21 protein-coding genes and 1 pseudogene are annotated in these 26461 nt (G+C 71.5%); 4 read left to right on the forward strand and 18 right to left on the reverse strand.

The window, feature by feature from the left end:
- Positions 1–289 precede the first annotated feature (289 nt).
- Positions 290–667 (forward strand): hypothetical protein, encoded by a 378-nt coding sequence (locus D474_RS0110380; RefSeq protein WP_017613512.1) that lies wholly within the window; start codon positions 290–292, stop codon positions 665–667.
- Between the two features lie 65 nt (positions 668–732).
- Here the strand turns inward: D474_RS0110380 and D474_RS30410 are convergent, their stop codons facing one another.
- Both D474_RS30410 and ahcY read right to left on the reverse strand, forming a co-directional pair.
- The gene (locus D474_RS30410) at positions 733–1716 is read right to left on the reverse strand and encodes a tyrosine-type recombinase/integrase (protein WP_017613513.1); all 984 of its coding nucleotides are present in this window, start codon (positions 1714–1716) and stop codon (positions 733–735) included.
- Positions 1717–1853: 137 nt separating this feature from the next.
- The gene (ahcY, locus tag D474_RS0110390; RefSeq protein WP_017613514.1) at positions 1854–3290 is read right to left on the reverse strand and encodes an adenosylhomocysteinase; all 1437 of its coding nucleotides are present in this window, start codon (positions 3288–3290) and stop codon (positions 1854–1856) included.
- Positions 3291–3418: 128 nt separating this feature from the next.
- Between ahcY and D474_RS0110395 the strand changes: the two genes are divergently transcribed.
- Positions 3419–3841, forward strand: coding sequence for a MerR family transcriptional regulator (locus D474_RS0110395; RefSeq protein ID WP_017613515.1), 423 nt, complete (start codon positions 3419–3421; stop codon positions 3839–3841).
- A 114-nt stretch (positions 3842–3955) separates the two neighbouring features.
- Entirely contained in the window at positions 3956–5083 is a 1128-nt protein-coding gene (locus D474_RS0110400) for a hypothetical protein (protein ID WP_017613516.1), read from the forward strand.
- 35 nt (positions 5084–5118) lie between these two features.
- Here D474_RS0110400 and D474_RS0110405 read toward each other — a convergent pair whose 3' ends face one another.
- The 4 genes from D474_RS0110405 to D474_RS0110420 all read right to left on the reverse strand — a co-directional run bounded on the left by D474_RS0110405 (position 5119) and on the right by D474_RS0110420 (position 8699).
- The gene (locus D474_RS0110405; protein WP_017613517.1) at positions 5119–6492 is read right to left on the reverse strand and encodes a serine/threonine-protein kinase; all 1374 of its coding nucleotides are present in this window, start codon (positions 6490–6492) and stop codon (positions 5119–5121) included.
- A gap of 159 nt (positions 6493–6651) precedes the next feature.
- Positions 6652–6828, reverse strand: a complete 177-nt coding sequence (locus D474_RS28255; RefSeq protein WP_083931787.1) for a Trm112 family protein — start codon at positions 6826–6828, stop codon at positions 6652–6654.
- Between the two features lie 74 nt (positions 6829–6902).
- Positions 6903–8255: a phosphomannomutase/phosphoglucomutase gene (locus tag D474_RS0110415; protein WP_017613519.1), complete on the reverse strand. Its 1353-nt coding sequence runs from the start codon at positions 8253–8255 to the stop codon at positions 6903–6905.
- A gap of 78 nt (positions 8256–8333) precedes the next feature.
- Positions 8334–8699 (reverse strand): DUF3499 domain-containing protein, encoded by a 366-nt coding sequence (locus D474_RS0110420; RefSeq protein WP_017613520.1) that lies wholly within the window; start codon positions 8697–8699, stop codon positions 8334–8336.
- A 230-nt stretch (positions 8700–8929) separates the two neighbouring features.
- Here D474_RS0110420 and D474_RS0110425 point away from each other — a divergent pair, with 230 nt between their 5' ends.
- Entirely contained in the window at positions 8930–9316 is a 387-nt protein-coding gene (locus D474_RS0110425; protein WP_017613521.1) for a metallopeptidase family protein, read from the forward strand.
- 23 nt (positions 9317–9339) lie between these two features.
- Here D474_RS0110425 and D474_RS0110430 read toward each other — a convergent pair whose 3' ends face one another.
- From D474_RS0110430 to D474_RS33860, 12 genes and pseudogenes are all read right to left on the reverse strand, one after another.
- Positions 9340–9564, reverse strand: a complete 225-nt coding sequence (locus tag D474_RS0110430; RefSeq protein WP_152476731.1) for a hypothetical protein — start codon at positions 9562–9564, stop codon at positions 9340–9342.
- A complete protein-coding gene (locus D474_RS0110435) occupies positions 9561–11180 on the reverse strand; it encodes a TRAFAC clade GTPase domain-containing protein (RefSeq protein ID WP_017613523.1) in 1620 nt (539 codons plus the stop codon). Before D474_RS0110435 ends, D474_RS0110430 begins: the two co-directional genes overlap by 4 nt.
- Positions 11181–11696, reverse strand: a complete 516-nt coding sequence (locus D474_RS31705; protein WP_017613524.1) for a hypothetical protein — start codon at positions 11694–11696, stop codon at positions 11181–11183.
- The gene (locus D474_RS33285) at positions 11677–13590 is read right to left on the reverse strand and encodes a GAP1-N2 domain-containing protein (protein WP_051050947.1); all 1914 of its coding nucleotides are present in this window, start codon (positions 13588–13590) and stop codon (positions 11677–11679) included. Before D474_RS33285 ends, D474_RS31705 begins: the two co-directional genes overlap by 20 nt.
- 1 nt (position 13591) lies before the next feature.
- Positions 13592–14803: a hypothetical protein gene (locus D474_RS0110445; RefSeq protein ID WP_017613525.1), complete on the reverse strand. Its 1212-nt coding sequence runs from the start codon at positions 14801–14803 to the stop codon at positions 13592–13594.
- A gap of 6 nt (positions 14804–14809) precedes the next feature.
- Positions 14810–16636, reverse strand: a complete 1827-nt coding sequence (locus D474_RS0110450) for a fibronectin type III domain-containing protein (RefSeq protein WP_204367112.1) — start codon at positions 16634–16636, stop codon at positions 14810–14812.
- 867 nt (positions 16637–17503) lie between these two features.
- Positions 17504–19087 carry an Hsp70 family protein gene (locus tag D474_RS0110460; RefSeq protein WP_017613528.1) on the reverse strand — a complete coding sequence of 528 codons (1584 nt, stop codon included), beginning with the start codon at positions 19085–19087 and terminating at the stop codon, positions 17504–17506.
- A 114-nt stretch (positions 19088–19201) separates the two neighbouring features.
- Positions 19202–19849, reverse strand: coding sequence for a nucleotide exchange factor GrpE (grpE, locus tag D474_RS0110465; protein ID WP_017613529.1), 648 nt, complete (start codon positions 19847–19849; stop codon positions 19202–19204).
- Between the two features lie 104 nt (positions 19850–19953).
- Positions 19954–21540, reverse strand: coding sequence for a DUF5719 family protein (locus D474_RS0110470; RefSeq protein WP_026118357.1), 1587 nt, complete (start codon positions 21538–21540; stop codon positions 19954–19956).
- A 2-nt stretch (positions 21541–21542) separates the two neighbouring features.
- Positions 21543–25022, reverse strand: a complete 3480-nt coding sequence (locus D474_RS0110475; protein ID WP_026118358.1) for a glycosyltransferase family 2 protein — start codon at positions 25020–25022, stop codon at positions 21543–21545.
- 264 nt (positions 25023–25286) lie between these two features.
- On the reverse strand, positions 25287–25574 hold the full coding sequence (locus D474_RS0110480) for a WhiB family transcriptional regulator (protein WP_026118359.1): 288 nt from the start codon (positions 25572–25574) through the stop codon (positions 25287–25289).
- A 239-nt stretch (positions 25575–25813) separates the two neighbouring features.
- A pseudogene (locus D474_RS33860) lies at positions 25814–26461 on the reverse strand (hypothetical protein); the annotation flags it as partial.

Here is a 26461-nt window from a genome sequence, read left to right on the forward strand (position 1 = left end):
TCCGAGGAGGAGGAGCGGGAGATGATCGAGCGCGCCATGGTCGAGGCTGAACGCATCGCCGAGCGGATGGTGGACGCGGAGCTCCGCGGACGCCTCCACCGGCGACCGGATGACGAGTGACCGTGGCCGGATGCGGCCACGCGCCCGGAGGCCCCTACTCACGGTGATCCTGACTTCGGACAGTGATGCATCCTGGACGAAAGCCTTCTATCGGACAGTCGTTCGATCTAAGCTGTTCTCCCCCGTCCCGCTCACGGGTCACATACGCAGCATCAGCGAGGGGAGACCTATGCTGCATCCCCCAGCGGCTCCACAGTGTGGTGGTGTCCTTCTGTCCGTCATCGTCAGCACGCAGATCCCGCCCACGACGACCTTCGAAGTCGGGACGCTCGGGCCCGACTGGCACCTCATCATCGTCAGGCACGGCGTCACCTTTGGTGAGCTCGTGCGGGCCTACCACCGGGCCCTACCCGGGTGGGCCCGGTGGCGCCTGTACACGAGCCTGGGCGTCATCGACCCCGCCGTGGACCTGGTCGGCTACATCCGCACCCGTTGGTGGGACGACGAGTGGCCGATCACCACGGACACAGAGTTCCGAGTCGCGGCAGCGGGCCGGGAGGCGGGGCTCCTCGTGCCGCTGCGAGAGCCGGACCTCGCGGCCGCCTAAGCCCGACCGAGGGCATAGAAAACGCCCCGGCGCCGAGGGGAGCGGCGCAGGGGCGTTGTCGTGTTTCAGAGCTGGTTCGCGATCCCGAGCCGCTGGGACTCCTGCCACGCGAGCCGGTCCCTGCTATCAGCCACGTACAGCCGGATCATCTGTTCGGAACTCCACCCGGCGCGCGCCATGAGCGCGTCCCGGGAGCCGCCGGCGTCCAGGTGCCACGTGGCCATGCTCCGCCGGAACCGGTGCGGGTGGATCGACTCTGTGATGCCCGCCTCCGCGGCGCGTCGGTCGAGCATGGTTTGCAGCCCGCCCTTGGTGAACGCCTTATGCCCGAGCCACAGTGCGGGGTCGTCGGCCAGGCGGTGCGTGGCCCGGTGGCGTAGGTACCGGTCGAGGGAGGTGGCAGTACGCGGGGCAACATCGACCAGGTGTTGTTTGCCGCCCTTGAGCCTGAGTCTGAGGAGCGGCGGGTCGTGGTCGAGGAACAAATCGCTGTGCCCCTGGTTGTCGAGGCCGGGATGATCGGACGACCACCGGAGACCGAGAAGCCCGGACACGCGCATGCCGGTATCGGCAAGCACTCGGATGATGGCGGCGTCACGGGTGTCGCGAAACCCCCCTCGACGGGAGCACGTGGCCAGTAGGGCAGACACCTGGTCCTGCGAGAGTGGCGGGCGGCGCACGTCCTCGGGGTGCGGGCGAGCTACCTCAAGCATGGGATCCTCACCGGCGGAGATCATCCGCTCCTTGACCGTCCACGACCAGAACGACCTGAGGTTCCGGTAGTGGTGCAGGGCGTTGTGCCGGCTGGTGGTGTCGCCGACGTCGAGAAGCCAGTCGGTGATGTCATCGGGCTCGATGGTGGTGACCGCAGAGGGGAGTTCGCGCTCGTCGAGCCACGCGGCGAGGAGGTTCACCGTCCGGAGGTAGTTCCGGACGGTGAATGGGCTGGCTGGCTTCTTCATCTTGCCTGCCGTGCCAGCCTTCAGAGCACGTTCCCAGGACCGGGTGAGGTCGGTGAGGTGGCCCCCTCGGGGGGTTTTCCTGCCCATGTACTACTCCTGCGGTGAGCGACGGTCACAGAGAGCTCGATAGTGCCCTCTGTGACCGTCGTGCAACGGGTCAGATTACTCGTGACCCTGCATTCCCGCAGGTCAGACGCGACTTTGGCGTCTGGGCTTGCAAAAACCTAGTAGCGGTAGTGCTCGGGCTTGTAGGGGCCGGCGACGTCGACACCGATGTACTCGGCCTGCTCCTTGGTGAGCGTGGTGAGCTCGACGCCGAGGGCGTCCAGGTGCAGACGGGCGACCTTCTCGTCGAGGATCTTCGGCAGCGTGTAGACGCCCGTGGGGTACTCGTCGGTCTTGGCGAACAGCTCGATCTGCGCGATCACCTGGTTGGTGAAGCTGTTGGACATCACGAAGCTGGGGTGGCCGGTGGCGTTGCCCAGGTTGAGCAGGCGGCCCTCCGACAGCACCAGGATCGACTTGCCACCGGGGAAGGTGTACTCGTGGACCTGCGGCTTGATCTCCTTCTTGGTGATGCCCTCGACCTTCTCGAGGCCGGCCATGTCGATCTCGTTGTCGAAGTGGCCGACGTTGCCGACGATGGCCTGGTGCTTCATGGCCGCCATGTGGTCGGTCATGATCACGTTGAAGTTGCCGGTGGTGGTGATGAAGATGTCACCGGTCTCGACCGCCGACTCCAGGGAGGCGACCTCGTAGCCGTCCATGGCGGCCTGCAGGGCGTTGATCGGGTCGATCTCGGTGACGATGACCCGGGCACCCTGGCCGCGCAGGGACTCGGCCGAGCCCTTGCCGACGTCGCCGTAGCCGCAGACGACGGCGATCTTGCCGCCGATGAGGACGTCGGTGGCGCGCATGATGCCGTCCGGCAGGGAGTGCCGGATGCCGTACTTGTTGTCGAACTTGCTCTTGGTGACCGAGTCGTTGACGTTGATCGCCGGGAAGGACAGCGTGCCCTCACGCTGCATCTCGTACAGGCGCAGGACACCGGTGGTGGTCTCCTCGGAGACGCCCTTGATGCCCTCGGCGATCTTGGTCCACTTGCTGTTGTCCTTCTGCAGGCTCTTCTTCAGCAGGGACAGGACGACCTGGAACTCCTCGGCCTCGGCGGAGGCCGGGTCCGGGACCGCACCGGCCTTCTCGAACTCGGCACCCTTGTGGACGAGCATGGTGGCGTCGCCGCCGTCGTCCAGGATCATGTTGGGGCCTTCGGCGCCGGGCCAGGTCAGGGCCTGCTCGGTGCACCACCAGTACTCCTCCAGCGTCTCGCCCTTCCAGGCGAAGACCGGCACACCCTTGGGGTTGTCCGGGGTGCCGTCGGGGCCGACCACAGCGGCGGCCGCGGCGTGGTCCTGGGTGGAGAAGATGTTGCAGCTCACCCACCGCACCTCGGCGCCGAGGGCGGTCAGGGTCTCGATGAGGACGGCCGTCTGGACGGTCATGTGCAGCGAGCCCATGATGCGGGCGCCACGGAGCGGCTTGCTGTCTCCGTACTCGGCGCGGGTGGCCATGAGGCCGGGCATCTCGTGCTCGGCGAGACGGATCTCGTCGCGGCCGAACTCGGCCAGGGAAAGATCGGCGACCTTGTAGTCGAAAGCCATGCGTTCCTCACTCGTGACTCTTGCTGGCACCCAGAGTCTAGGCCCACGGAGCGCTCCACGGGACAAACCTGACGTTCGGTTGTCAGATTTGAGCACTCGGGGACCGGCATTGGGTTAGGGTCGCGTGCATGGCGGCCAGCGACAACACCCCGATCCCCGACGCACCGGTACAGGACGCGTCCGGCGCGGTCCCGATCTCCGCCGCGGCCGACCGTGTGGGCAGCACGGCGCGCATGCTCCGCTACCGGGAGGCGCTGGGGCTGCTCCCCCGCACACAGGAGTCACCCACCGGACGCGGCCACCGGCACCGGCGCTTCACCGACGAGGACCTCGACACGATCGGGGCCGGCATGGATCTGGAGCGCGAGCTCGACATCCCCCCGGCCGCACTTGCATTCGCGCTGCGGGTACTGGCCGAACCGGAACTGCTGGCCCGGGTGCGCCGCCACGGCGAACGCCTGGGCCGCCTGACCGCCGCCCCCGTACGCGCCATGGACTTCGAGAAGCAGAAGGCGATGCGGCTTCTGCACGCGGCCCGACCGCGGCCATGAGCTCGCGACGCACACCGGCGGCCCCGGGTTGACCGTGGGCCACGGCCGGTCGCGGACACCCGTTCACGCCCGGGGCAGGTTTTGGCAAAGAGACCACGGGCTACGGACAGGGACGTGGATACGCTACGCGGCGACGCGACCCCGCAGACCATCGAAGGGCTCCTGCGTCCGGACCTCGATGACCTCGACCGTCTGCGTGCGGTCTGGGCCGAGCACCGGGGCCCGCGGGAGGAACGCGCCCGGGCCCGCAGGGAGCTGGCCCGCCGCAGGGCGTTCGACCTCGGGGGCGGGCCGGAGCTCGCCGACCTGCTGGAGGCCACCACCACTGAGGAGATGTCCGGCCCCGCCCTGACCCCGGACCACGTCGCCGAGCTGGCCGCACGCGCCGCGTCGCTGACCGTGCCCACGGGCCGCTGTCCCCGACTGGACGAGGCCGGCGCCGAGGGTGTGGCACACGCGGCCACCGCACCCGGGCATCCGGTCGTACGCGCCGTGCACACGTACCTCACGTGCGCGGGCGCGCTGGCCGGGAACGCCCCCGAGGAGGCCGGCGACGGGCCGGGGTGGGCGCTGCCGTGGGTGCTGGCGTCCCTGGTGCTGCAGCGGGCCGACTTCCCCCCTCTGGTGCCCGACGCCGGGGTCCCCGCCTGCACCGGGCCCAGGGGGTCCCGCCGCGTCGACCTGTGCGCCCGCCACCTGGCCCGGCTCGTGGCCACGTCCCTGCGCACCGAGCTGAGCCGGTTGCCGTCCCGCCCGGGTCCGGCGCCCGCTTCGGCACCGCCCCTGGCGGCGGCCACCCACCGCCGGGCCCTGGACTACCTGCGCGACCGCCGGGGGCCACTGCTGCAGGTCCTGGGTTCCCTCGACGACCAAGCCCGTGCGGACGTGCATGCGGGCAGTGCACCGCAGGCCCCGGGAGAGATCGGCGCCCCGCCCGAGCGGGCCCTGCTGTCGCCCGGCGCGAACCACTGGTGGGCCGGCCTGGCGCTGACCGTGGCCGAGGCCACGCTGGTGCTGTACGTGATCGTGCAGGAGGTCGGCCCCTCGAGCGCGGGTGTGCTCGCGGTGACGGCTGACGCACGCCTGACGATCGGCGCGGAGGCGCGCGAGGCCCCGTTGATGTCCGAGGTCGACGGGGTGACCGTGATGCCCAACGACTCGGCCGACGAGCGGTGGCCGCTGGTGCGCGACCTCGTCGACGAGGCCCTGTCGCGGTCGATGGACCAGATCACCCGGGCCTGAGGGCCCGTGCGGCGCGTCGACGCCTCCGGGGCCGTTCAGCCGCTCAGCGCGACCAGGGCCAGGACCAGCAGCAGGATGACGATGGTGATGAGCACCGCCGGGATCACCCAGCTCTGCTGCAGGAGCGAGTCCTCCTGGACCGGGGTCGGCATCGGCTGCTGCGAGGAGGGGCGGGCGTAGGTCTGGTTCGGGTTCATCCCGCCCATGTGCGTCCCGTGCGGCGGCGGTGTGGTGGGGCCCGCGTACGGGTTGCCGTGCATGCCGTGGCGCGGGTCGGAGTTGCCCGGGGGCGGACCGCCGAACCCTGGCTGCGGGTTCGAGGTGCCGGGGTGCGGTCCGAACCCGGGCTGCGGGTTCGACGTGCCCGGGTGAGGACCGAATCCCTGCCGGGGGTCGGAGCTCATCGGGGGCTGACCGGGCTGTCCCATGCCCTGCCGGGGGTCGGAGGTCATGGGCGGCTGTCCGCCCGTGGGGTACTGCTGCGGCTGGGGCGGCGGCATGGGCGGGAACGCGGTCTGCCCGCCGGTGAACGTGCCGGTCTGCGCGATCTGCTCGCCCTGCTTGACGGCCTCGTCGGTGGAGCTCGCCGACTCGTCCGGCCCGTCGTGGCCGAGCAGGCGCATGAGCAGGGTCTGTGCGTTGGGCCGGTTCTGGGGATCCTTGTCCAGGCACGACTCGACGATCGGGCGCAGGCTGTCGTCGAGACCGTCGAGGTCCGGCGGAGCGGTGACCACACGGTGCACGACCGCGGGCACGGTGTCGGAACCGAACGGGGCACGCCCGGTGGAGGCGAACGCCATGATGCAGCCCCACGCGAAGATGTCGCACTTGTCGGTGATGCCGCGGCCCTCGATCTGCTCCGGCGCCATGTAGGACGGCGTTCCGACGATCGAGTTGGTCATGGTCGCCGTGCCGTCGTCGACCCGGGCGATGCCGAAGTCGATGACGCGGGGGCCGTCCGGACCCAGGAGCACGTTGCCGGGCTTGAAGTCCCGGTGGACGATGCCGGCCTTGTGGATCGCCACGAGGGCCGTGGCCGTCGAGACCGCCAGGCGCTGGAGGCGGCTGCCCCGCTGGGGTCCGCCGCGGGAGACCGTCTCCTGCAGGTCCTTGCCGGGCACGAACTCGCTGACGACGTAGGGCGGGTCGTCGTCGAGTTGAGCGTCGATGATCGCCGCCGTGCAGAACGAGGCGACCTTCCGGGCGGCGCTGACCTCCTTGACGAACCGCTTGCGCAGGTCGGCGTCCTCGGCCCACTGATCGTTGAGGACCTTGACCGCGTACTCCTCGCCCTCGCGGTCCTCGGCGAGGTAGACCACCCCCTGGCCGCCCTTGCCGAGGCGACCGGTCACGCTGTAGTCACCGAACGCCGAGGGGTCGCTCGGCATGAGCGCTTGGGGGCCGGCCATCGGTCTCCTCCAGGGAGGTCGTCGTACTACGGGGGCGGGGACCAGGGTACGGGGCGTCCGGGACACGGCCGGGCCCGCGCCCGGTCGTCCCGGAAGGGGCGTCCCTTCCGGGCATACCCGTTATGACTGTTGGAAAGGCGGTTCCGTTCCACCCGACCCTCAATCCATACGTCGCGCCTCTTCGACCAGCAGGACCGGGATGCCGTCGCGGATCGGGTAGGCGAGCTTGCTCTCGTCGCAGACGAGCTCGTCGGTCTCCGGGTCGTGGCGGAGCGGGGCCTGGCTCTGGGGGCAGGCCAGGATCTCCAGCAGCCAGCCGTCGATCTTCGTGCTCATGGGTTCTCGTTCCTCGTCTCTGTGTGCGGGTGCGGACACGGCCAACAGCCGCACCGCATCTCCATCATGCCTGTTCAGGCGCGCACAATCGCCAGGACCCGGTCGCGCAGGGTGGCGACCCCGGTGTCGTCGGGCGCCTCGACGTTGAGCCGGAGCAGCGGCTCGGTGTTGGAGGCGCGCAGGTTGAACCAGGATCCGTCGGGCAGGGTCACGCTGAGCCCGTCGAGGTCGTCGACGGTGATGCCCTCGCGCCCCTCGTAGGCCTCCCGGACCGCGGCCATGCGGCCGGCGGCGTCGTCGACCTCGGAGTTGACCTCGCCGGAGGCGGCGTACCGGGTGTACTCCCGCGTGATCTCCGACAGGGTCCGGGTGTCGGCGCCCAGGACCCGCAGGACGTGCATCGCCGCGAGCATACCGGTGTCGGCCCGCCAGAAGTCGCGGAAGTAGTAGTGGGCGGAGTGCTCCCCGCCGAAGATCGCGCCGGTCTCGGCCATGGTCGCCTTGATGAAGGAGTGCCCCACGCGCGTGCGTACGGGGGTGCCGCCCTTCTCGGCGACGATCTCGGGGACCGCCTGCGAGGTGATGAGGTTGTGGATGACCGTGGCGCCGGGTTCGCGCTCCAGTTCCTGGGCGGCCACGAGCGCCGTCACCGCCGACGGCGGCACGGGCTCGCCTCGCTCATCCACCACGAAGCACCGGTCGGCGTCGCCGTCGAAGGCGAGTCCCAGGTCGGCGCCGCTCTCCCGGACCTTCTCCTGCAGGTCGACGAGGTTGTCGGGGTCGAGGGGGTTGGCGGGATGGTTCGGGAAGGTGCCGTCGAGCTCGAAGTACAGCGGCACGACCTCCAGCGGCAGCCCTTCACCCAGCACGGCGGGGACGGTGTGCCCGCCCATGCCGTTGCCGGCGTCCACGGCGACCTTGAGGGGACGGATGCCGGACAGGTCGACGAGGCCGCGGAGGTAGTCCGCGTACCCCTGGAGGAGATCGCGGCGGGTCACCTTCCCGGCCGGGCCGCCGTGCTCGGGAACACCCTCCTCCGCGAGGTGGCGGATCTCGTCGAGCCCGGTGTCGGCGCTCATGGGGGCGGCTCCGGCCCGGCACATCTTGATGCCGTTGTACTGGGCCGGGTTGTGGCTGGCGGTGAACATCGCGCCGGGCAGGCCGAGCTCGCCCGAGGCGTAGTAGAGCAGGTCGGTGGAGCCGAGCCCGGCGTCGACCACGTCCACCCCCTGGCCGGTCACGCCCTCCGCGAAGGCCGCGGTCAGCTCGGGGGAGGAAGGACGCATGTCGTGGGCGACGACCACGGCGCCGACGCCCACCACACGGCCGAAGGCGGCGCCGACGGCGCGTGCGACCCCGGTGTCGAGGGTGTCGGGCACGACGCCGCGGACGTCGTAGGCCTTGAAGATGCTTGCGAGATCAGCCACGTCTTCTCCGGTTCTCCGGTGGGTCCTGGGGGCCGGGTGCGCGGTACAAAGCTAGCAAGCGCGCGGGGCGGGTGGCGGTCAGGACTGCCGCGGCGGCTGTTGGTCCGAACGCACCACACGCAGGTGTCCGCGGCGGGTGGGGTCCTCACCCTCGGGATCGGTCTGTGCAGGGGGGCGCGCCGCCTCACGTACAGCGTCGGCGAGGGCCTCCAGGTCGTCACTGCCGGGGCCACCGCCGACCGCTTCGACCGGGAGCCTGACGACCTCCCACCCCCGGGGGGCGGTCAGCCGGTCGGCGTGCATGGCACACAGGTCGTAGCAGTGCGGCTCGACGTAGGCGGCGAGCGGACCGAGGACGGCCGTCGAGTCGGCGTAGACGTACGTGAGCGTGAATACGGCGGGCTGCCTGCACGCGGTGCGGGAACAGCGTCGAACATGGCTCACAGCCAACGACTGTATGCCCTTCCTCAAGGACACGCCAGCATCACCCCATATCCGGAACCCTTTCAGGGACGGCGAGTCCGGACCTTCCACCCCGTTCAGCGCGCCCGCGGGGGTCGTCGGGGTGCCGGATCCCGGTCGTGCGGGGCCGGGAGGGGCTACGCGCGAGGCCGCCGATGGCTTAGTCTCGGGGTGTGCGACGAGTGCGCCTTTCCAGTGGCCAACCAGACCGTGTGCGGCGAAGGGACCGCCGAGGACGTGGCATCCGCGGCCCTCTCGTCCCTGCCGACCTGCCGGTTTTCCGGAGCCGAGCGCAGGCGTTCGACGACCTCGTCCTGGACGCGGTCGAACGCCTCGAGCGCTTGTGGTCCCGTGAGCTGGCCAATGTCGACTTCCTCGTGGAGGACGTCCCCCCGGTACCCCCGATGGCTGAAACGATCCCCTTCTCCCGGCTGGAGACCGAGCCCGACGGCCGGGCGCGCATCGTGGTCTACCGCCGCCCGGTGGAGGTCCGCACCAAGGACCCCGACGAGATGGCGCTCCTGGTCCACGACGCCGTGGTGGAGGAGGTCGCCAATCTCCTCGGGGTCGAGCCGGAGTCGGTCGACCCCGAGGGCTGAGCCGCGGGTCCGGGACAGTACACCTAGTCGTTCCAGGGCCAGGGCCAGGAGATCAGGCTCGAGACCCGGTACTGGAGCTCGAGCAGGCTGCCCCAGAACTGCGCCCAGAGCCGCTCGGCGTTGCTGTCGGTCGCCCCCCACACGACGAGCGCGAGAGCCCCGGCGAGCACCAGGACGACGTGCACCACGGTCCACGCGTTGCGCAGCCGCCGGTGCATCAGCGGGAGTCCGTCCTCCATCCCTGTCATGCGTTCCTCGCCTCCCCCGCCGGGACCGACTCCGGCTCCGGCAGCACCGCCATGCGCCGGTCGGCGACGCGCAGGGCCCGGTCCAGCACCTGCACGGGGTGCGAGGGGTCGGTGCCTTCGCGGGAACCGAGCGAGTCCACGGCGTAGTAGTCCACGTTCCGGAAGTCGCCGTTGATACGCCGCACGAGCCGTTGCCCCCCGTGTTCGCGCAGCCACCCCTTGACCGAGGCACCGTTCGCGGGGTCGAGGCGATCGACGGTGCCCGGGACCTTGCGCAGGATGTCGAGTTTGGTCAGCACCACGCACAGGTGTTTCGGCCCCAGCGCCACACCCTCGGCCCGGAGCCGGTCGACGACAGCGGCGTAGGCGCCCTCCTGGTCGCCCTGGGCGAGCGGCACCGCGCCCTCCTCCCCCGAGCGACGGAGCTGTTCTCTGACCTCGGGCAGGGCCAGGGGGTCGAGCACGAACAGCAGGGTGCTCGCGGTGTCGATGTAGCCCAGGCTCTGCGACCGTTCCCAACCGACGAAGTTCTCCCCGGCCGCGTCCATGATCTGCACCTCGATCTCCGCTCCACCGTGGGACAGCACGAGCGGGATACCCTCGGGCCGGTCCTCCCAGGCGGTCTTGCTCACCCGCCGACCGGAGAAGACGGAGGCGCGGGAGGTCTTCAGGAAGTCCTCGGCCACGGGTGAGATCGGGGTGAGCGATCCCGACGCCACCTCGGCCCGGTCGCGGAGCTCGACCACACCGCTGGTCAGGAACTGGGTCTTGCCCGCGCTGACCGCACCGATCACCGGCAGCGGCAGCACCTGGCGGGTCCCGCTGCCGTCCGGGGCGTCGGTGTCACAGAAGGGACAGACGGTGACCAGGCGCGCGGCCGCCCGGCCGACCGTCGCCGGTATCCGGGTCCCGCACCCGCACTGGCGGTGCACGATGCCGAGGGGGCCGGGGCGCACGTCGTTGTGGATGGTGCTGCAGGAGGCGCCGGGGCACCGGTAGCTCGGCACGACGGTGACCCGGTAACAGCTGACACAACGCAGGTCGGCCCCGATGCTCCTGCGGGCCAGGTGGTCGTACCAGCGGTAGGCCACGACCCCGGTCCCCTGGCCGACGAAGACCAGCGCCCCCAGGACGGTCATCACGGCGTACCAGGTCAGGACGGACGCCCACAGTCCCAGGGCGAACCCGACCAAGGCAGGGGAGAACAGCACACCCGTGACCCACCAGGCGAAGGCCGAGGCCAGGGATTCCAACCCGATGCGTTTGGCCGCAGCGAGGACGGCGTTGGCATCCCGACCGGCCTGGTGCGGGATGTAGACGGGCCAGGCGCGGTCCCAGCCGAGGTACTTGGCGTGCCCGCGCGGAGCCTTGCCCAGAACACGGCCCTTCACCACACCGTCCGGGGTGGCGATCGAGGGGATCTCCTCCGTGTTCCCGGCGAGCACACTCGGGGGCAGGAACACACCCCTAACCACCCCGCCGGCGATCCCGCCGACGAAGAGCAGGATCCAGCCGACGAGGATCAGCGCGACGGCCCGCACGAGCAGGGCCAGAGCCAACCAGACCAGCCAGACGACCAGGACGATGGCCAGGATGACGAGGATGAGCTGCGGCATCTACACCCCTCCCCCGCTCCTGCCCCGGGCCCCGTCCTGGCCCCGGTCCCGGTCCTGGTCCTGGTCCTTGCCCCTGACTTTGTCCCTGGCCCACGAGAAGACGCCCCCGGGCCTGCGCCCCGGTTCGCCCGGCCGCCCGCGCGGACCGGTGTCCAACTCCTTGCGGATCCAAGGGGTGCTCTTCCTGGACCCCTGTACCAGCTCCGGGCACGTCTCGCGGATACGTGTCAGGGCCTCATCGGCGGCCTCGGCCGTCTTGGGGTCGCTGTCGGAGCGCAGCGTCACCGCGTGGCGCACCGCGTCCGGGTTGCCCTCCTGCTCGGCCAGGACCACCAGGTGGGCGCGCAGTGCGGCAGGACCCCAGGGGTTGACCGCCGCGGAGAGCCGGGCCCTGGCCTCCGGGCCGCGGGCGTGCAGCAGCAGCTGTCCGACGCGGGGAAGCAGGTAGCGGGCCACCTGGCTCACCCGTGACAGGTCGGGGTCGGACGCCGGGCCCTCACCGTCCCGCACCTGCACGAGCGCGGCATCGAGGTCGACCTTGGCGCGGGCGTGATCGGCTGCAAGGTCCGCCAGCCAAGGGTCCGGCGCGTTCGTGAGGGCCTCCAGGAGCGGCCCCCAGTCGGCCGTGTCCCGGTCGGTGGCCGTGTCGGTCCTGCGGATACCGTCCAGGGCCGCGATCAGGCTCCGGACCAGGTCCGCGGAGTACCCGTGGCGGGAGATCCAGACCGCCCACAGCGCGGGGGCCTGTTCCACCGGGGCGTCGGCCATGACCCACCGCCATGCCTCTGCGGGCACGGACAGCGCGGAGGCGACCGCGGCGCGGCGTTCGGCCACGGGCTGTCGACCGATGCGGGCGGCCTGCACCCAGCCACGCAGTTCGGGGGCGTCGGCCTCCTGCGCGAGGTGGTCCCAGTCGCCGCGGCGCACGGCGGCCACGGTCGCGTGTTCTCCGGCCTCGCAGGCGCCGGCGAGCCGGCGGGGGGCCNCGCTTCCACCGGTCCCGCCCGAGTTCCGGGTCGCCCGCCCACAGCTTCGCGAGCTCGTCGACGGCTTCGTCGAGCCGCGCCTGCGACAGCGGGGCCCCGATGCTCCGAGCCGCCTCCATGAGGTCGGGCAGGGCGTCCCCCGGTGCCGAACCGAACACGTTGTCCAGGAAGGCGCCGGCGGCCGAACGCTCCTCCTCCGACCCCCACTCGAGCGGTTTCTCGGCCCCGGAGAGTTCCCGCGCGAAGGCCCCGGCGCACTCGGGCGCGGCTGTGAGCGCCTCCAGCACCGGGACGAGCACCCCGCAGGCGACCTCGTCCAGGCCCAGTGCGTGGGTGCTGTGGACCGCGCGCCCGGCCAGGGTGAACTCCTCGTCGGTGGTCGGACCGTGGGTGACGGCCACGTCCCCCAGCTCCTCCCCGTACAGGGCGAGGTCGTCCTCCTGCCCGGCCCCGGCGAGCCCGTCGATCGCCGAGACCGCTGTGCGCCACGCACGGGCACCTCCGGTGTCGACCCCGGGAACCGCAACGATCCGCGCCGCGTCGAGGGAGGCGACCGGGCCGAGCGCCGGCTCCCAGCGGCGCGCGGTCTCCACGGCACTGAGTGCGTCGGCGGCGTCGTGCCCCAGGAACAGCTCCGCACGGGCCTGCGCCGCCCCGCTCGGTTCGATGCCGGGCACCGTGCGCCCCACCAGGTCGAGCACATTGGCCGAGTCGAGGTCGACCGGGCCGAACTCCGGGCTCACCCCCACCAGGGCGGCGTCCGCGCGCCATGGGTCGTCGACCAGCGCACGGAACCGGAGTGTCTGGGCCCGCTCGGGATCGACGAAGAGCGTCCCCAGAGCGATCCACCGCATCACCGTGTCGAGGTCGGTGTGCAGCAGCACCGCCTTGACCGGTTCCGGCCCGGCCGCCTCGTCGACCATCGTCAGGAAGTGCGGGAGCACCCGCGTCGCCCACTCGTCGTCGACGACCAGGGAACGGAGGGCGTCCGCCTCGAACTCGGGCCGGATCTCGAGCGGGGTCACCCACGGGTCGAGCTCCGGGCCCGGCGCCTTCTCCAGTTCCCACCGGCGGGCCCCGTAGAGCTGGGCCGGCCGGTAGGGGACGAAGTCGTCGGGGTCGGATGCTGCGATGACCTGGGTGACCTGGTTCCCCGGGCGGCCGCTGTTGGTGGTGCCGGTGGACCTGCCCAGGGCGAGGTAACTGCGCCCGCCCTCGACCGTGAACGCACACGTGGGCGGGTGGTCCAGGGGATCGTGCCCCAGCGCCCAGGAGGGCACCACCCGGTGGAGCAGCCCCTCCCGGATGCGCTGGCGGTCCTCGCCGGTCAGTCCGGGTGAGACCGCCTGGAAGTTGAAACCGTCGACGCCGTCGATCGCCTCGCTGGACGTGACGTCGGTGTAGGTGGCTACTTCGAAGGCCATGTCACTCTCCCGTCGACGGCAGGAAACCCCGGCGCGCCATGAGCCACAGCAGCGGCTCGGCGACCCGGTGCGGCAACAGGCCGCGGTGGTTGACCCGCTGCGAGGCGTAGTCCGGTTCGGCGCCCAGGGCCGAGGCCCCGAAGAGGCGGAAGTCGGTGTAGTTCTGTTCGAGTGTTCGGAGGATCTTCGCCCCTCCCCACTGCTGGATCAGCAGTCCGAGGTGGTCGTGCACCGTCTGCGCCTCGGTCTCGTCGTACAGGGGACGGCGGGAGGACGGTCGGCGGAGCGGGTGGTCCTCCTCGATCTGGTCGAAGAAGGCGTCGATCTTTGACACCACGACCGCGACGGGCTGCTTGATCCTCTTCGAGCGCTTGACCCTGCCGGTGGCCCTCAGGACGGTGGTGACCGCGTCGACGACTTCCTCCGGGCCGGTCTCCATGAAGCCGGCGCCCCGGTCCACCGCGCGCTTGCGGTTCTCCGGGAACCCGAAGGGGTCCAGCAACAGGATGAGTCCGGAGGTGGCGCCCAGGTACCGCTGGGTCATGGCCGCGTCGGCGGTCGCGAAGTCCTCACCGGCGTTGTCGTAGAAGGAGAAGGCGGTCGAGGCGGTCCGGGAGGTCCCCAGCGGCCCCTTCTTCAGGTAGCGCCACGTGTAGACCGCTGGTTCCTTCTTCCCGCTCCGGTTCTCCTGGGTCTGCCCCGGGACGGTCCCCTCGGCCTCGCTCATGAGCTCGTGGTGGACCCTCAGATCACGGGTGAGCCCTGACCTGCCTCCGGGCACGTCGATGGCAGCGTCGAAGCGGTCGGCGACCGAGGAGCGCAGTTCCGCGTCCAGGACCGAGAGCATGACGGTCTTGCCCGACCCGCGTACCCCGACCAGCCCGAACAGGGCCGAGTCGGTGCCGTACTCCGAGGGCAGGAGCGAGTGGCACTCCGGGCAGACCGGCGGACCCGGGTCGGCGCCGCAGCCGGTGCAGCGGCCGCCGATGCCGAGCTTGGCCGCAGCGCCCGGGAGGCGGCTGTCGGAGCGCTCCGGGTCGATGATCGGCCAGTAGGCGTTGGTGTCGTTGAAGTGCCTGCGGCGTGCCTCGTCGATCGCCTTCTTGCAGGGCGACCGACCGGCCGCGTGCCTTCCGGAGCAGCGGTAGGCCAGCCTCCGGGGGTTGATCTCGGTGTAGCAGTAAGGGCACGGGGCCGTCGCTGTGAGGAGCACCGTGTCTCAGCCTCGCATCCGGCTCGTCGGGGGGTCCTCGAGCCGGACCGCGCTTCCGGGTTCGGTGAAGAGCCGCACCCAGAAGGGTGTGGCGACCTTGCCCAGCCTCAGCTCGAAGGTGTGGGAACGTTCGTGGGCGAAGTCCAGCTCGCGGCGGTCCACCACCGTGCCGTCGGCGGCGTCGCCCGGCATGAACCCGGCCTCCTTGAGGACGGTCAGGACCCGGACCTGCCCGCGGAACTCGGGGGACTCGACGGTCACCGTCGCGGTGCCCTTTCCGCTCAGCCAGGACCGTCTGACCCGGAGGGTGTAGGTCGCCGCCGGCGCGCGTCCGCTCAGCGGCACCTCGACCGGCGCGGACACCCACTCCCGGTCGGCGGCGCGCACCACGGTGGCCAGGGTGAGGGCGCTGACCTTGTCCGCCCGTGGGATCTTGACTCCGCCGCCGTCGTTGTAGGCGGTACGCGTGATGCGGCGGGTGACCGGACGGCCGTCGGCCTGCCAGCCGACCTCGATGAGGTGGTCGCCCTCGGGCCACCGCCAGGACAGCCGGAGCTCCTCGCCCAGCCGCTCGACCGTCGGCATCCGCACCTGCGGAGCGGAACCGGTGATCTGGGGCGTACCGACGAGGCCGCCGTCGCCCTCCACCGTGAGGGGGACCAGGAGGCCGACCCCGCTGAGGGTGTCGAAGTCGCGCACGGTGCGGCCGGGTGCGGCGGGTCCGGGGCGCAGAGTGAGCCGGCTGCCGCGCATTCGGGCCAGGTCGGCCCGGGACAGGCGGGTACCGGGTTCGACCCGGGCGGTGACCGGCAGGGTCCAGAGTTCGACCGGGTGATCGGCGACCGTCGTCCAGCTCACCCGGTGGCCGTCGGGGGCCGGTTCGATCCGCAGGTCCACCACCGCACGGACGGCGCCGCGCGGGGTCGCGTCGGTGCTGACGGCGGCCGACTCCTGCCGCTGCCCGTCCTCCGACAGGTAGACGGCCGCGACGGAGAATCGGTACTTGGTCCCCGTGGTGAGCCCGGTGACTGTCAGTTCACCCTGTTCGGTGGGGCGGTGGGTCGTCCGGCTGCCGTCGGGGGCGGTGCGGGTGACCACGGCCCCGACCGCCTCGGGCGGTGTCCCCCAGGACAGCGAGACCTCGGTGGCGCCGGCGGAGGCGCCCAGGTCGGCCGGCGGGGGCAGGACCACGCAGGTACCGGTGGCCGGATCGGACCAGGCGGAACCGTCGCGGGTTGCGAAGACCGAGTAGCGCACACGGGCCCCGACCGGGGGTTCCTCGTCGCGGAACAAAGTCGCGGTGTGGCCCTCCACGAGGAGGCGGCCGTCCCGCGGGTTGGCCGGGACCGTGCCGGCGGTGCGCACCACGGCGTGGGTGACCGCGTCGTCCCCGTCGGCGTTCCAGGCCACGGTGATCCCGCGCCCCTCGACCCGCAGCGACAGGTTGGCCGGGGGCGGGGGCGGCAGCCTTCGCAGGCGCTCGTGCAGGTCAGCGTCGCGCGGGTCGGTGTCCAGGGCCTCGCGCAGGGCGGCCGCGGCGGCGGGGTGGTCCCCCGCCTCGAGTGCGGCGTGGTAGCGCGCCAGGCCCCGCTCCTTCTTGGCCTCGGCCGCAGCGACCCGCTCGGCCAGGCGTTGCCGTCCGGTGCGCTCGTCGTCGGAGGGGTCGGGCAGGCTGTCGAGCAGTCTGCGGGCCTCCCCCAGGGAGCCGTCGGCCAGGAGTTCGGCGACGTCGTCGGGGCCGAGGACCTTGCTTCCGGTCGAGAGCTTGGTGACCAGCCGGGCGGAGTCGTCCCGATGCACGCCGCGTTTGCACAGCTCCTCGTGGACCGTCACCCGCGGCAGGCCCCGCCNGAGGCCAGGGCCAGGGCGTGCAGTTCATCGGCGGAAGCGCACTCGGTGAGGGCGGCCAGGGCGTTCTGGGCCGCCTGGCGGGCGCCCTCCTCGACGCGTGCCTCCTGCTGCTGCAGCAGCGCCTTGGCCCGGGCGACGTCCTGCGGGGTGAGGGGGTGTGCCGGCTTCCCGTACGAGAGCCCGTCGACGACGCGGATCCCGTCGGGCTGCTCGGGTCGGCACACCACGTCCACCACGGTCCGGAACTCGGGGAAGTCGGTCGCCGCCCGCACAGCCGGTGGAATCCTGACCCTGGGCAGCTCGAAATCGGGCACCACCGTGACCCCGTGCGAGGACAGCGCCGCGGCCAGGTCGCTCCCGGCCACGCTCCCCAACCCCGTGCCGGCGGCGAGTTCGGCGACCCGGTCGCGCAGCACGACCTCGAGCGGGTGCTCCTGCGCCACGGCCCGGGCGAAGTCGTCCAGCTGCGTGCGCTCGGCGCGGGTGCGGGCGGCCGCCATCTCGGCCCAGAACCCCGGGTCCGTGACCTTCACGTCGTCCGACTGCCGCAACAGCTCGAGCAGCTTCTTCAGCAGCTGCGCCGAACCCCGGTTCTTGACCGAGGGGCTGTTGAAGGCCGCCTCGACACTGCCGAGGTGGCCCTCGAGGTCCGATCGGGACATCGAGGGTTCCACCCCGTACAGCGCGGTCAGGTCCAGCCGGTCCAGGGCGGAGGTGCCCTCCGTGCCCTGGAAACCCCGGATGGCCTCCTGGAGCACCGCCTTGCGGTCCTTGTCCTTCTCCAGCGGGATCAGGACGTTCTTCCTGTACTGCTTGGCGTCGAAGGACACCGTTGCCTCCAGCCGGGTATCAGGAACGCAGCGACAGCCCGGAGACCTGCTCGGCGGCCTGCTCGACCTCTTCCTCGGAGAGCACGGAGACCTGGGCCTCGACGTCCATGCTCCGGTCGCCGGCCGGATCGTAGGCGTTGACCCGGGCCAGACCCTCGTCGGTCACGGTGAGGGTGAGCTCGACCGGTGCCCCCTTGGGCATCGGCGGGATCGGGAGCTCCTTCTCCTCGAGGAGCTTGTTGTCCTCGACCGACTCCGACTCGAGCTCGCCGCCCTGCTCGTAGAGGGCGATCGCCACGACCTTCTGCTGGTCCGCCAGGGTCAGCGCTGTGAGGGGCTCGGGGCTGGCCGGCAGGGTGTCGTTGGCGTGCACGAGGAAGGAGATGTACTGCTCTCCGGTCTCCTCCCGCTGGAAACGGACCCCGAGGCCGCGCGAGAGCACGTTGGTGATGCTCAGGCTCTGGGATCCGCCGAGGAAGTATTTCTTCTCGGCGTTCGCGGCCACTTCCACCTCGCTGCCGTCGGTGGACAGCACCTCGTCCACCGCGGCCTGCCCGTAGACGGCAGCGCCCTTGGCCACGGCGAGGTCGAAGTCGCTGCGGGCCGGGTCCCACCCGAGCTGGTCGCGCAGGGCGGTCTCGACCATGGGCATCTTGGCCGAGCCGCCGACGAGCAGCACGCGGTCGACGGAGAGCCCGGGCACCTTCTCCTCCGCGGTGGCCACGGTGCGCTGGGCGATCTCCAGGGTCTGGCCGACCAGGTGGCGGGTGGCCTCCTCGAACTCTGCGCGGGTGACCTCGACCTTCTCGTCGTGGTCCTCGTACCGGCAGCGGACGGTGGCCTTCTCCCGCTTGGTGAGCGACTTCTTGGTCTCCTCGACCTGGCCCAGCAGCTCGGCCTCGAACTCCTCGTCGAGCAGGGGGTCCTCGTCGCCCAGGCCGACCGCCCGGACGAACTTCTCCACGATCAGCTGGGCGAGGGCGGTGTCCCAGTCGGCGCCGCCCAGGGTCTTGTTGCCGTCGACGGCCACCACCTCGACCCGGCCGGCCTCTGCGCGCAGGACGGTGGTGTCGAAGGTGCCGCCGCCCAGGTCGTAGACGAGCACGGTCTCGGGCTTCTCCCCACGGATCCCGAGCGAGAGAGCGGCCGCCACGGGCTCGGTGACGATGCCGACCACGTCGAGCCCGGCGATCTGCCCGGCCTGCCGGGTGGCCTCCTTCTCCTTGACCCCGAAGTAGGCCGGCACGGTGATGACGGCCTTGTCGATCTCCTGGCCGCTCTCGTTGTTGGCCGTGGCGACGAGTTCTTTGAGGATCAGACCGGAAATGCTCTCCGGGGTGTACCTCTCACCATGGAACTCCTGGGGGTGGGAAGTACCCATGTGGCGCTTGATCAACGAGCAGGCGTGGTCGGGGTCCGACCGCTGCACACGTTTTGCCTCCTCCCCGACGACGATGTTGCTCTCCCCCTCGAAATAGACCACGGAGGGGGTCGTCGGGTTGCTGTCGTAGTTGAGGACGATTTCGGCCTGCCCGAGATCATTGATCCGAGCGATCCCCGAATACGTCGTGCCCAGGTCGATCCCGTACACGCTGTCACCCAACGGAGAGCTCCTCATTCAGGATTGGTCACGTGGTCGCTGTCGTGCTCCCGCCCGGGGGACACGCGCGGCCGTAGGGGCGGGGGTTCGCGGTGGAGGTGGAACCGCGGGAAAACCCTATCGGGGTTCCTCGTGCTTGTAGACACTCACCTGCGCCGGAAGGAACACGCGGTCGGCGTCGACATAGGTGAAACCCTGCCTCAGGACACGGTGCACACGCCGGTCCTTTTCCGGGTCATCGGTGGTCACGACACGTGCCGCGTGGTGTTTCGCGGGGTCGAACTCGGTGGAGGATTCGGCCTCCACGGATTCGACGTCGATGAGCCCGAGCGCTTCTTCGATGGAGTCCATGAAGAAGTCGAAGTCCTTCTCGGATTTTTCTCCGCGTTCACGGGCGCGCTCGGCGGCTTCGGCCGCCTGGGAATGCAGTCCGGCGAACCTGCGGATCACCGGTTTGAGAAGGGCCTGCACCTGGTCGCCCTGGAGCTGCTCGATCCGGTTCTGCATCTGCCGGATGATCTGCTCGTAGTTGTCGGCGCGGGCATGGAACCCGCGCACCTGCTCCGCCAGCCCTTCGACGGACGCGGACATCCCCTCGGAGGCGGGCGCTGCCTCGGGCCCGGTGACGGGGGCCTCGGCAGCGGGCTCCTGGCCCCCCGGAGCCTCGTCCCTCACGCCCGGAGCGGGCTCCGGCGCAGCCGGCACAGGGGTCTCCGCTCCCGGGGCGGGGTCCGGGGCCTCGGTCTCGTCCGACGGTTCCGCCACGCAGTCCTCCCAGAGATACCCGGTTCAATGCAGATCCAAGTATGGACCAAGAATCGGCCACCCAGGGACGGGGCGGCGCCCCACAAGCCCGTCACTGCAGGAGATCAGGGTGTCAGACCGACGAGGCTGTCGCGGACCACGGGCAGCGGGACCTCGACCGGCGCGGGGCGTACCGGGGCGGCGCCGGCTCCGTCGTCGGTGCGCAGCACCCGACCCGCATGCAAGGGCCCTGAGTCGTCGTCGACGAGGTCGAGCCGGACCGCGTACCCCTCGCCCGCGCCGATGCCCGACGGCGGTTCCCAGGCCACGTCCTCGTCGTCGGCGTCGGTGCCGAAGACCTGGGTGGTGCCCGCCGGGACGGTGAGCTTGACGGCGTCGCCCTGGTCGCCGTCGGCGCCCACGGGGGTGGCCACGATCGAGGCGTCGCGTTCGACGGCCCCGACCACGACCTCGGTCTCGGCACCTCGGGGCACGTCGGGCAGGACCGCGCTCGTGTCCAGGGGACGGTCGAGCGGGTCGGCGGCAGAACTGTAGGCGGTCTCCGAACCGCCGTCGAACTCGGACACGACGCCGGCGACGACCTCGCCGTCGGCCTCGACGACCACGGTTCCGGGCTCCTCGGCCAGGGCGCTCTCCAGGGACAGCCACGCCGACGCAGCCGGTGGGACGTGCACGGTGTACGGGTCGCCGGGGGTCCCCGTGCCGTTGCCGTCGTCGTCGCCTCCGTCGCCGGCGGGCTCCTCGGTCAGCACGTGCACCCGTGCGGTGACGGGGTCGTCCCCGGGCGCGGCGAGCATGAGCCGGCGCGCCCCCTCACCTCCGGGCACGCCGGGCACGACCGCCTCCTCGGCCGGTTCCGAGGTCGGGTTGACCCAGTCGGTGCCGCCGGAGGAGTGCTCTGCCAGCAGCGACGCGGCGACGCGGCCGGTACTGGTGCGGACGTGAACGCCGACAGCGCTGGTGCTGTGCACGAGCTCGGTCAGGTCGAGCTCGGTGGACTCCCCCGGACCCAGGGGGATGCCCCGGCTCTCGGTGGAGTGCGAGGGCCCGTCGGCGGTGTAGACGTCGATGCTGGCGGTGGCGCGGAAGTCCTCGGGGTTGGACAGGTGGGCGGTGAGTTCCTCGAGGTCCACCCCGTCGGGGTCGTCGCCGCCGGGCAGTGCGAACCACGTTCCGATGGAGGGCTGGGCGCACAGCACCTCGGTCGCCTCGTCGTCGGAGGAGGTGATCTGCGCGACCTCCAGCCCGGAGGCCAGGTCGCCGGAGGCATGCACCGCGGTCGGATCGCCCAGGTCGTCGGTCTCGGCGCTCCAGACCCTGTTGGGTTCGGTGATCCGGTCGCCGACGAGGTCGTCCTCACCGAGGTCGGCGGGGTCCGGCGCGGGTGAGGCCCCGGCGTCGTCTCCGTCGTCGTCATCGGAGGGTGTGCCCGGGACCGGCGCGCCCCACAGCTCGCCCTCGTCGTCGCGGCTCACCCGCGGGGCGAAGGCCGAGGCGACGCTGTCGGCGTCGGAGTCCTCGTGCGGCTCCGGGCAGACCCGCACGGCGCTGTCGGGGCCCACGGTCCCGGCCTCGCTGACCCCTACCTCGGCGGTGAGGGGCCGGGTGAGGAGGGCGACGCCGAGCAGGGCGCTCAGGGCCAGGGCGACCAGTCCGAACAGCGCGAACCGGTTCTCCACGATCACTCGCACGTTCACTCCTCACCCTCGGGGCGGTCGGTGTTGCGGCGCCGGGGCGAGGCGCGTCGACGGCCGGGTTTGCGGCGGGTGCCCTTGCGCCGTCCCCCGCCCAGCAGTGCCGGGATGGAACCGGTAGTGGTCGTGGTGTCGCGGTCGGCCCCGGAACCGCTCTGCCCGTCAGAGCCGGCGTCGGAGCTCTCTGCGGCCCCGCCCGGCGTCGCCGGGCCCTCACCGCCTTCCGGTACCCCACCGTCGCTCTCGGCGCTCTCAACGGAGGCCCCGGCGGCCCGTGCCCCGGCTCCCCGTCGAGAGCGGCGCAGGCTGTCGGGACGGCGCGGCCGCGGCGGCGGGGTGGAGGCGATCAGGCGGGCCTCCTCCTCGGTGCGCACGCCGGGTGCGGCCAGGACGGCCACCACGAGCAGCAGCACGCCCTGGGTGATCGTCCACGCGGTGTGCACGGGGTCGCTGTGCCATACGCGCACCTGCCCCCCGTCGACTGGCAGTTCCCAGGCCTGGGTGGCGTTCTCGGAGCCGGCCTCGGACAGCTCCTCGCCGTCGAGGGTGGCCTTCCAACTGCCGTCGGACGGTTCGGCCAGGGCCAGGCGGCGGCCGGTGGGGCCCTGCTCGATCTCCGCGGTCATCTCACCGGCACTGCCCCCGACCGGCAGGGCCTCGGCGTCGAGCCCGCCCTCGGGCACCACGCGCAGAGCCCCGGTGTCCTCCGAGATGCGCCAGAGCCCGTAGTGCTCCGACAGCGACTGCCGGTCCAGACCTGGGGTGCCGTCGAGCACGTCGACCATCGTGGCACGGTCCGGACCGGCCTCCTCCGGGCGCGGGTGGAGCACGTACTGGATTCCGTTGTCCAGAAGGGTGTGCAGCTGATCGCCGCCCTGGCCCGCGCTGAGTTCGGCGACGGCGCGGTCCATACTGGCGCGGCCCTCCTCGTCGGGCACGACCGCTTCCTCGCCCAGGTGCGGTTCGCGCCCGCGCACGACGGAGTAGTCGACGTTTCCCTCGTCGTCCGGTGCGACCACGAGCGCACGCGGTTCGGTGCCGTCGTCACTGCGGCTCTCCAGCGCGCCGGGGACGGTCGCGGGGGCGTCGGAGGTGACGGGCCCGTCGGCGCCCTCCCACATCCACAGGGCGGCCGCGGAGGCGGGTGTGGCCAGGGCCAGTACGGTGACCGCGAGCGCGAAGCCGCGGCGCCAGTCCCTCCACCAGGGGGCGTTCTCCCCGGTGCCGCCGTGGACGCCGCGGAGCATGTCCCCGATGGCGCGGGCGGACGTGCCCGCGGACATCAGGACGGCGGTCGCGGTGAAGGACAGCGCCACCCCCGGCCAGACCGGGGCGGGAGGGCCCCCGGAGTAGGGCTCGACGACCAGGCGCCCGACCACGATCGCCACGAGCAGCCCGAACAGGGCCAGCGACCACCCGGCGGCCACGACCATGCGGTTGCGGAGCAGCAACAGCGCCATGAGGGCGGCTGACAGGAACCCGGCGGTGACCCAGACGGGCGGCGCCCCGGGACCGCCGGGCGAGAGCATGAGCAGCTCGATCGGTCCGGCGGGCGGGTCGGAGAGCTCGGGCCGGTGCAGCCCGGCCTCCAGCAACCAGAGCGTGGGGTGCTTGAGCAGCTCCAGCGACCACGGCAACAGCAGGACGATCGGCAGCGCCAGGCTCAGTGCGACGCTCACGTAGAAGCGCTGCCCCACGTGCCCGAAGGCGAGCGCGACCAGGACCCCGGTGACCAGGGACAGCAGCCAGATCATCGGCACGAACGCGGTCGACACGGCCAGCGTGAGGCCCAGGCCCCAGGCGGCGCGCCGGGAGGCCTTGTCCGGGAGGCTGACCACCCGTACGACCAGCAGAGCCAGGACCGGCAGCAGCGCGTGCACAACCGCGGTACCCAGGCGCCCCTGCGAGACCGCGCCCGTGGCCACCGGCAGCAGCGCGTAGGTGCCTGCCAACCACAGGCGTGCCGGCACGTAACGCAGCACGGCGCGCGCCAACAGATAGGCGGTGCACCCGGCCAGCGGTACACAGCCGAGCAGGATCACGGTGACCGCGATCCAGGGCTGGCCCAGGGTCAGGGTGGACATCAGCGCCAGCAGCCCGACGTGGGGCGGAACGGGCCCGTCCGCGCCGATCCCGCTGTCCGGGCTGGAGGACAGGTACAGCGACCACAGGTCGGCGGCGCTCCCGGCCACCGGCGGCAGGGCACCACCCGCGAGCAGCTCGCCGAAGAGCAGCGAACGCCCGGCCACGAGCGAGACCACCGACAGCACGATCACCAGCATGACCCCGGGCCGGGTGACCACCCTGCGCAGGAAGCTCTGGTCGTCGGAGAGCACCGCCTCCTCGTCGTCGGGGTTGGGCGGCGCGGTCACCGCCTGGTGGCGGCCGGGGGTGTTGCGCACGGGTTCACCGGTCAGCACCGCAGTGAGGGCGTCGGCGAACTGGCGCATCGCCACCCCGCGCGCCAGGAACGGCCGGATCGCGCTGTAGGTACGGCGGCGGTCGCGGCGGCGCCGGAACCGGGCCCGCGCGAGCTTGTCGGGCCGCACGTAGACCAGCGTCATCGCGGCGGCCTCGTCGAGGGCGTTCGCAGGCTGTTTGATGAGCAGGTACATGACCACGCGCATCAGCGACGCGAAGGAGTTGCGCAGCAGCGCCGCGACCATGCCGCCGAAGGGCAGGTTGGCCAACAGCACGAAGACCGCGTGGCGCCGATCCACGCGCCTCGGGTGGTTGCGGGTCGCGGAGATCTCGCGGCGGCGCCGGGAGGAGGCCTCCGCGTGGTAGGCGACGGCGTCGGTGACCAGGAGCGCGCGCAGCCCGGCCCCGCCCACACGCCAGCAGAAGTCGATGTCGTCGCGGAACAGCGGCAGGGAGGCGTCGAAGCCGCCGAGACGGTCCCACACGTCGCGGCGCACGAGCATCCCGGCGCTGGAGACCGCCAGGACCTGCCGGTTGCCGTCGTGCTGGCCGTGGTCGAACTCTCGCTGTTCCAGGCCGGTCTCGCGCCGCCCTGCCCCGTCGATGGTCACCCCGACCTCGACGAGCAGGCGCCGGTCGAACCAGTCGCGCAGCTTGGGCCCGAGCACGGCCGCACGGGGATCGCGGTCGGCGGCGGCCAGAAGCTGCTCGAGGGCGTCGTGCTCGGGGACGAGGTCGTCGTGGATCAGCCAGATCCACTCGTTGGCCCCCTCACCGGAGTCCCGCACAGCGGTGGACGAGCGCGGCAGGTCCAGGGCGGCGCGCACGGCGTCGCCGTAGCCGGTCGCGGGCGACCGGTCGGTGATGGAGTCCGAGGGCAGGTACTCGGCGAGGATGTCGCCGCTGCCGTCGGTGCTGCCGGTGTCCGCGGCGACGACGCGCTGCAGGGGGCGGGTCTGCGCGCGCAGCGCGGCCATCGTCTCGGGTAGCCAACGAGCCCCGTCGTGGGTCACGACGACCGCGGTGACGACGTGGCGGGCGGAGTCCTGGTCAAGCACGGCTGTAGTGGGTTCTCTTCCGGGGAGGGGCCGTCCCGCGGAGAGGCACGGGACTGCTGAGACGGGTCATCACGATACGCCACTCGGCACCATTACGTGCCTATTCCGCGCACCCTGGCACCCCCGGTCCATAGGAGCCATATCGGGGCATTCTCACGGGGAGCGGGCGGATCATCCAATCTCGACCTCGGTCCCGAACGGCGCCCCACACGAAAGACGAGCGCCCCGGTGCAACCACCGGGGCGCTCGTCTTGTCCGGATCACCTAGAGCATGTCCGCGAGGAAATCGAAATCTCCGCCGACAGCTTTCTTCAGCCGTCGGCGTTCCCTCTCGGAGAGTCCCCCCCAGATACCGAAGCGCTCATCGTGCTCCAGCGCGTACTCCAGGCACTCGGCCCGGACCTCGCACGACTGGCAGACCTTCTTCGCCTCCCTCGTGGAGCCGCCCTTCTCGGGAAAGAAAGCCTCCGGGTCGGTCTGCGCGCACAGGGCACGTTCCTGCCAGCCCAGATCCTCGTCCGAGCCGTGCGCCAGCGGGATCACCTCGCTCATGCGCACCTCCTGTTGCCCCCCATAGATGTACCCGGCCCTTTTCATCCCCCGGACCGGGTTGAATCCCACCTTGAAATTACACGCGTGACACTCGCTGTGCGTCAAGCGCCCTGCGTGGCAATCCACTGAATATCACGCCGCGAACTGCCATCGACAGGCCCGCGATGTCCGTTCTGTGGATTACCACGCAATTCACGCACGTCCGAGGCGGTGGGGAGCACGGAGTCCCTGGTCAGGGCTCAGCGCTGCTCGTCGTTGCCGTACCAGCCCTGCTGACCCCCGGTTCCGCCCTGTCCTTGCTGGTCAGAGCCGTATGCGCCGGACTCGCCGTACGCACCGCCGTAGCCCGCACCGCCCTGCGAGGAAGCGTCGGAGCCGGTGTTGTCACCGGAGTTAAAGAATGGGTCAACTCCGGGGGTGGTCGGTGTGTCCTGCCCCTGCTGGTAGGGCTGCTCGGCTCCCTGGTACCAGCCGTACTGGATGGCGTCCTGGGCGGCCTGCTCGCCGGAGGCCGAGGCCGGGTCGGCGCCGGCCTGCGGGGCGTACTGCGACGGGTCGTAACCCTGTCCGTAGGCGTTGGGGTCGTAGGCCTGCTGGCCGTAGGCGTTGGGGTCGTACGCCTGCTGCGCACCGCTGCCGTAGACCTGCCCGTACGCATTCGGGTCGTACGCCTGCTGGCCGCCCGTGCCGTAGGCCGCAGCCTGCTGCTGACCGTACGGGTCCTGCCCGTACACCTGCTGACCGTACGGGTCCTGACCGTAAGCCTGCTGGCCGTAGGCGTTGGGGTCGTACGCCTGCTGCGCACCGCTGCCGTAGACCTGCCCGTACGCATTCGGGTCGTACGCCTGCTGGCCGCCCGTGCCGTAGGCCGCAGCCTGCTGCTGACC

Origin of the sequence: Nocardiopsis salina YIM 90010, from assembly GCF_000341025.1 — a bacterium.
GTDB classification, from domain to species: Bacteria; Actinomycetota; Actinomycetes; order Streptosporangiales; family Streptosporangiaceae; genus Nocardiopsis; species Nocardiopsis salina.

Coding starts and splice junctions, on each gene's coding strand:
- D474_RS0110380 (WP_017613512.1), top strand. CDS start 290: ATGCTGCATCCCCCAGCGGCTCCACAGTGTGGTGGTGTCCTTCTGTCC.
- D474_RS30410 (WP_017613513.1), bottom strand. CDS start 1,716: ATGGGCAGGAAAACCCCCCGAGGGGGCCACCTCACCGACCTCACCCGG.
- ahcY (WP_017613514.1), bottom strand. CDS start 3,290: ATGGCTTTCGACTACAAGGTCGCCGATCTTTCCCTGGCCGAGTTCGGC.
- D474_RS0110395 (WP_017613515.1), top strand. CDS start 3,419: ATGGCGGCCAGCGACAACACCCCGATCCCCGACGCACCGGTACAGGAC.
- D474_RS0110405 (WP_017613517.1), bottom strand. CDS start 6,492: ATGGCCGGCCCCCAAGCGCTCATGCCGAGCGACCCCTCGGCGTTCGGT.
- D474_RS28255 (WP_083931787.1), bottom strand. CDS start 6,828: ATGAGCACGAAGATCGACGGCTGGCTGCTGGAGATCCTGGCCTGCCCC.
- D474_RS0110430 (WP_152476731.1), bottom strand. CDS start 9,564: ATGACAGGGATGGAGGACGGACTCCCGCTGATGCACCGGCGGCTGCGC.
- D474_RS0110435 (WP_017613523.1), bottom strand. CDS start 11,180: ATGCCGCAGCTCATCCTCGTCATCCTGGCCATCGTCCTGGTCGTCTGG.
- D474_RS0110480 (WP_026118359.1), bottom strand. CDS start 25,574: ATGAGCGAGGTGATCCCGCTGGCGCACGGCTCGGACGAGGATCTGGGC.